Origin of the sequence: Pseudomonas lactucae, from assembly GCF_016937615.1 — a bacterium.
Lineage (GTDB): Bacteria > Pseudomonadota > Gammaproteobacteria > Pseudomonadales > Pseudomonadaceae > Aquipseudomonas > Aquipseudomonas lactucae.
Genome location: NZ_JAFHKI010000208.1, coordinates 1 through 6,086, shown reverse-complemented (window position 1 = coordinate 6,086; position 6,086 = coordinate 1). Strand labels below are relative to the sequence as shown.

Annotated in this window: 3 protein-coding genes and 3 pseudogenes; all 6 read right to left on the bottom strand. The window is 62.1% G+C overall.

The window, feature by feature from the left end; all coding sequences use genetic code 11:
• Positions 1-118: 118 nt before the first annotated feature.
• The 6 genes and pseudogenes from fliJ to fliE all read right to left on the bottom strand — a co-directional run bounded on the left by fliJ (position 119) and on the right by fliE (position 5,825).
• The gene (gene fliJ, locus JWR98_RS28070; RefSeq protein WP_078734105.1) at positions 119-568 is read right to left on the bottom strand and encodes a flagellar export protein FliJ; all 450 of its coding nucleotides are present in this window, start codon (positions 566-568) and stop codon (positions 119-121) included.
• 3 nt (positions 569-571) lie between these two features.
• Positions 572-1,929: pseudogene (gene fliI / locus JWR98_RS28065) on the bottom strand (flagellar protein export ATPase FliI).
• Positions 1,919-2,683, bottom strand: a complete 765-nt coding sequence (gene fliH / locus JWR98_RS28060; protein WP_205491789.1) for a flagellar assembly protein FliH — start codon at positions 2,681-2,683, stop codon at positions 1,919-1,921. The pseudogene fliI and the gene fliH overlap by 11 nt, the downstream one beginning before the upstream one ends.
• A 10-nt stretch (positions 2,684-2,693) precedes the next feature.
• Positions 2,694-3,709, bottom strand: a pseudogene (gene fliG / locus JWR98_RS28055) (flagellar motor switch protein FliG).
• Positions 3,702-5,479: pseudogene (fliF, locus tag JWR98_RS28050) on the bottom strand (flagellar basal-body MS-ring/collar protein FliF). Before fliF ends, fliG begins: the two co-directional pseudogenes overlap by 8 nt.
• A 16-nt stretch (positions 5,480-5,495) precedes the next feature.
• The gene (gene fliE / locus JWR98_RS28045) at positions 5,496-5,825 is read right to left on the bottom strand and encodes a flagellar hook-basal body complex protein FliE (protein ID WP_078734109.1); all 330 of its coding nucleotides are present in this window, start codon (positions 5,823-5,825) and stop codon (positions 5,496-5,498) included.
• Between the last annotated feature and the right edge of the window lie 261 nt (positions 5,826-6,086).

Sequence of the window (6,086 nt, the reverse complement as noted above, 5' to 3'; positions counted from 1 at the left end):
GTGGGTCAGTGACAAATATATTGACTGACCCACCGCCGTCGGAGCAAGCTCCCTCGCCACAGGTACAGTGTTCACCCTTAATTGACTGGCCCCTCTCACATTCGCCCTGCTGTATTAATCAGAACTGTGATTGGCGCGGAAGACGTTGTGACAGTTCATCCAGCAGTTTCTGCTCGCGCTTGTCTTCCAGCGCCCGCGCCTCGTCGATATAGCGCTGCACCAGCTTGCGCAAGCCTTCGACCCGGGCGAACGCCGCTTGCCAACTCTCACGGGCTTTATCGAGGTTGTTCTGGTGCCAGGCGAGGCTTTGGCGCTGCTGGCCCACGGCGGTTTCCAGCTGGTTGAGAAAGCCCTGGTACCCCATCAGCCACTGGCCCGACACGCCTTTTGTGCCGCGCTCGATCCATTGCTGCTGGTATTCGCTGCGAAAGCGCTCCAGATCGCCCAGCTTGCTTTCGGCCAGACGTACCTGGCCCTGGAAGTAACCCAGGCGCTGGACTGCGGCTTTTTCGGCCTTCTCGGCCATGTCCACCACCGGGGCCAGGCGGGCGGCGCGGCTGTTGGCCATGGCTTAGCCGCCTGGCGCGGGGGCGAAAATGGACTGCAAATGCGCTTCGCTCTCGCCCATGCTGATCTTGTCGTTGAGACCCTGGCGCAGGTAGGTCACCAATTGCGGTTGCAGGGCAATCGCAAGGTCGGTGTCGCGATCGCCACCGGCCACGTAGGCGCCCACGCTGATCAGGTCGCGACTCTGTTGATAGCGCGACCACAATTGCTTGAACTGCTGCGCGCGGATCATATGTTCCGGCGTGACCACCGCCGGCATCACCCGGCTGATGGACGCTTCGATATCGATGGCCGGGTAGTGCCCTTCTTCCGCCAGACGGCGCGACAGCACGATGTGGCCGTCGAGCACGCCCCGCGCCGAGTCGGCGATGGGGTCTTGCTGGTCATCGCCTTCGGACAATACGGTATAGAACGCGGTGATCGAGCCCCCGCCGGCCTCGGCGTTACCGGCACGCTCCACCAGTTTGGGCAACTTGGCGAACACCGAAGGCGGGTAGCCCTTGGTCGCCGGCGGCTCGCCGATGGCCAGGGCGATTTCCCGCTGGGCCTGGGCGAAACGCGTGAGCGAGTCCATCAGCAACAGGACGTTCTTGCCCTTGTCGCGAAAATATTCGGCGATACGCGTGCAGTACATAGCGGCGCGCAGGCGCATCAGCGGCGCATCATCGGCCGGTGAAGCAACGACCACCGAGCGCTTGAGGCCTTCTTCACCCAGGCTGTGCTCGATGAATTCCTTCACCTCCCTGCCCCGCTCACCGATCAGCCCGACCACAATGATGTCGGCTTCGGTGAAGCGGGTCATCATGCCCAGCAACACCGACTTACCCACGCCGGTACCGGCGAACAGACCCAGACGCTGGCCGCGGCGACCGTCAATAAACCGTTGATGCTGCGAATCCCCACGTCCAGCGGCACGCTGATGGGGTTGCGATTGAGCGGGTTGATGGTCGGGCCGTCCATTGGCACCCAGTCTTCGGCCTTCATGCCGCCTTTGCCGTCCAGCGCGCGACCGGCACCGTCCAGCACCCGGCCGAGCATGCTCATGCCCATCGGCAGGCGCCCGGTGTCGGCCAGCGGCACTACGCGCGCACCGGGGGCGATACCGGCCAGGCTGCCAACCGGCATGAGGAATATCTTGGTGCCGGAAAAGCCCATCACCTCGGCTTCGACCTGTACCGGGTGGTAGCTGTCGTCGTTGATCACCATGCAGCGGCTGCCCATGGCGGCGCGCAGGCCTTCGGCTTCGAGGGTCAGGCCGACCATGCGCAACAGACGCCCTTCGAGGATCGGCTGGCCGGGCAGCTCGGTGGCCTCGACGTAGCCGTCCAGGCGCTTGGTGAAGCTGGTGCGATCAAGGCGCATCGGCGGTGTCCAGGTCCACGCTCAGGTCGGGTTCGGCCGGGTTCAACGCTTGCTCGTGCTGCTGGTCCAACAGCTTGGCCATGATCTGGCTGATGCGGGTTTCCACCGTGGCATCGATGCGGCTGTGTTCGGTTTCGACGCGGCAACCACCGGGCTGCAGCGCGGCGTCTTCGACGATGCGCCAGGTTTCTTCATGGCGCTCGCGCAGGGCTTTGACCTGTTCGAAATCCTGCGGGTTGATGTACAGCCGCACATTGCCGACCCCCAGGGGCAGGAGCTTGAGGGCCTCGCGCATCACGCTTTCGATCTGGCTGGAGTCCAGTACCAGTTCGCGCTGGATCACTTGGCGAGCGATGTGTTCCACCAGGCGCACCATGACTTTTTCGAGCTGCGAGTCCTGCTCGGCGATGGGGTCGAACAGCACGCCCATCAAGCGCTCCAGGCTGGCCAGCTTGACGCTCAGCGCCGCCTCCGCTTCCTGGCGCACCTTGAGCGTGGTGCTGCGAAAACCATCTTTTTCACCGGCCGCGAAGCCTTCGTTGTAGGCCTCCTGGCGGATGCTTTCCAACTCTTCGAGGGTCAGCGGCTGGACTTCTTCCAGCGGCACTTCTTCCATTTCCACCGGCAGTTCGACCACCGGTTCCGGCTCGGGCTCCGGCACATGCGGGTCGAAACTGGGCAACGACCAGATGTCGAACCCACCGACATCCCGTGCGCGAATCAGATCGCTGGGCGCCTCATCTTTGTTCGACATGCGGGGCGCCTTAGATCATTTCTTCGCCGCCCTTCCCGCCGAGAACGATTTCTCCGGCTTCGGCCATACGGCGGGCAATGGTGAGGATTTCTTTCTGTGCGGTTTCCACGTCGCTGACGCGCACCGGGCCCTTGGCCTCGAGGTCGTCGCGCAACAGTTCGGACGCGCGCTTGGACATGTTCTTGAAGATCTTTTCCTTGACGCCTTCGTCCGAGCCCTTGAGGGCCAGCACCAGCACGTCGGACGACACTTCACGCAGCAACGCCTGGATGCCACGGTCGTCGACATCGGAGAGGTTGTTGAACACGAACATCAAGTCTTCGATCTGGCCGGACAGCGTGTCGTCGATCTCGCGGATCGAGTCCATCAACTGACCTTCGACCGAGCTGTCGAGGAAGTTCATGATATCGGCCGCACGCTTGATGCCGCCCAGGGTGGTGCGCGAGGCATTCGAGTTGCCGGAGAACTGCTTCTCCAGAATCGTGTTCAGTTCTTTCAAGGCCGCCGGCTGTACGGTATTCAACGACGACACGCGCAGGATGATGTCCAGGCGCACTTTATGATCGAAGTGGCCCAGCACTTCACCGGCCTGGTCGGGGTCGAGGTACGCCACCACGATCGCCTGGATCTGCGGGTGCTCGTAGCGGATCACGTCGGCAACGGCGCGCGGTTCCATCCATTTCAGACTGTCGAGGCGCTGGTGTTGCCGCCCAACAGGATACGGTCGATCAGGCCGTTGGCCTTGTCTTCGCCGAGGGCCGAGGTGAGCATCTTGCGGATGTAGCTGTCGGACCCGACGCCCAGGCTGGTCTGGTCGCCGACGATCTCGACGAACTCGCTCATCACCTGTTCGACTTGCTCACGGTGCACGTTGCGCATTTGCGCCATGGCCACACCCACGCGCTGGACCTCTTTGGGTCCCATGTGACGCAGCACCTGGGCGGCGTCGGTCTCACCCAGCGACAGCAGCAATACAGCGGCTTTGTCGACCTTGGTCAGTTTGGCAACAGCGGCTCGATCACTCATCTGCATTAATCCACTCTTTCACGACCTGGGCCACACGACCCGGGTCTTCTGCCACCAGACTTTTGATTGCGTTCAGCTGAGCGTCGTAACCTTCGCTCGGGCTTGGCAACAGGATGCTTTGCGGGCCACCCAGGCTCACGCGGTCGTTGGCCAGTTCGCCATCGAGGCCGCCCATGCCGCCCAACTCGACGTCGCCGCCGCCAAAAGCCGCCAGTTGTTTCTTGCCATTGCCGGTGATGTTGTTGAGCACCGGACGCAGCACACCGAACACCAGTACCAGGATGAACAACACACCCAGCACTTGCTTGACGATGTCCCAGAACCACGGTTGCGAGTAGAACGCAGGCTCGGCGATGGTTTCGCCACGCTCGGCGGAGAACGGCATGTTGATCACGCTGACGCTGTCACCGCGGCTGGCGTCAAAACCGACGGCGTCCTGCACCAGGCGAGTGAAGCGCGCCAATTCGTCGGCGCTCCACGGGGCGCGGGTCACGGCGCCATCGGCCGGATTGACCTTGACCTGGTCATCGACCACCACCGACACCGACAGGCGATTGACGCGGCCTTGTTGCTGCTTGGTGTGGCTGATGGAGCGGTCAAGCTCGAAGTTCTTGGTCGACTGGTTACGCTTGTCCGCCGGGTACGGCGCGAGCATCGGCTGGCCGGTGGCCGGGTCCATGATCTGCTGGCCGTTGGCATCCAACAACGGTTGGCCAGGCTGGATCGCGCCGGCCGTGGCTGCCGCGCACCGGTGGTTTGCGGCGCGGAGGCCGGTGACGGCGGCTGGTTGCTCAAGGCCCCCGGCACGCCTTGCGGGCCATTGCTGGCGGTGCGTTGTTCACTGGTGGACTGCTCGCTGCGCAGCGCGGGCTGGTCAGGGTTGAACTGCTCGGAAGTCGACTCGACCGCGCTGAAGTCCACGTCGGCCGACACTTCGGCTTTGTAGCGATCGTTGCCCAGTACCGGTTGCAGAATGTTATGCACGCGCTGGGTGAGCATGCTCTCCATGCGGCGGCTGTAGTCGAACTGCTTGCCGGCCTGGGTCAGCGCGGAGTTTTCGGCCATGTCGGACAACAGGTTGCCCTTCTGGTCGACCACGGTGATCTGCGACTTGCTCAGCTCTGGAACGCTGGTGGCCACCAGATTGATGATCGCCATGACTTGGCCAGGCTCCAGGGAGCGCCCGGAAAACAGCTCCACCAACACCGAGGCGCTGGGCTTGCGCTCATCGCGCACAAACACCGAGCTTTTCGGAATGGCCAGGTGCACACGCGCACCCTTGACGTTGTTGAGGCTGGAGATGGTGCGCGCCAGTTCGCCTTCGAGGCCACGACGGTAGCGGGTGGCTTCCATGAACTGGCTGGTGCCCAGGCCCTGGTCCTTGTCGAGGATCTCGAAACCGATATTGCTGTCGGACGGCGTCACGCCGGCGGCGGCCAGCTTCATGCGCGCACGGGCCACGTCGTCAGCCTTGACCAGCAAGGCACCGGAGTTGGGCTCTACGGTGTAGGCAATGTCGGCGGCGGCCAGGGTTTCCATGATCTGCTTGGAATCCATGCCCGCCAGGCTGCCGTACAACGGACGGTAATCGGGTTGCTGCGACCACAACACCACGGCAAAACCAATCGCCACGCTGGCAGCCAGGCCGACCATCAGGCCCACCTGACGCAACATGGTCATTTCCGAGAGGTTTTCCAGGAACGACAGGCCAAACAGCGGCGGCTTGCCGTCTGTCTTGGCGGGGACGTTGTCGGAGACTGCTTCTGCCATGACTTAAATCTCGCCCTTAAACCGGCATCTGCATGATGTCTTGATAAGCCTGGACCAGCTTGTTACGCACTTGGGTCAGGGCCTGGAAGGAGACGCTGGCCTTTTGCGAGGCGACCATCACATCGGTGAGGTCCACGCCGCTTTTGCCGATCTCGAACGCGTTGGCCAACTGGTTGGAGGCTTGCTGGGTATCACTGACTTTATTGATGGCCTGGCCGAGCATGTCGGCAAAATTGCTTTGGCCCAACTCCGGCGCTGGCGCGACGGATTTCGGTTGAGCCATGGCATCCATCTGCATGGAGCGCATATCCAACATCAACCGATTGAACTCAATACCCTGGCTCATGACCTTCTCTCTCCGACAACCCGTATTTTTTTGACGCTACGCCGCAATTACTAAGGGAGGTAGCAACAAGGGTGCCAGATCCGTATCAGCTCGTAAGAAAAGGCGACAGAGCTTGTCCAATTTGTTACCCGCCGTAGGCATGGGTTTCTACACAACTGCGTGCTGTTGCTGTTGCTCTGGCTTTGGCTTTGGCTTTTGATCTTGATCTAAGGCGCCCCGTCAAACACGCTGGCCGGAATTCGACATTGATTTGGGGGGTAA

Coding starts and splice junctions, on each gene's coding strand:
- fliH (WP_205491789.1), bottom strand. CDS start 2,683: ATGTCGAACAAAGATGAGGCGCCCAGCGATCTGATTCGCGCACGGGAT.
- fliJ (WP_078734105.1), bottom strand. CDS start 568: ATGGCCAACAGCCGCGCCGCCCGCCTGGCCCCGGTGGTGGACATGGCC.
- fliE (WP_078734109.1), bottom strand. CDS start 5,825: ATGAGCCAGGGTATTGAGTTCAATCGGTTGATGTTGGATATGCGCTCC.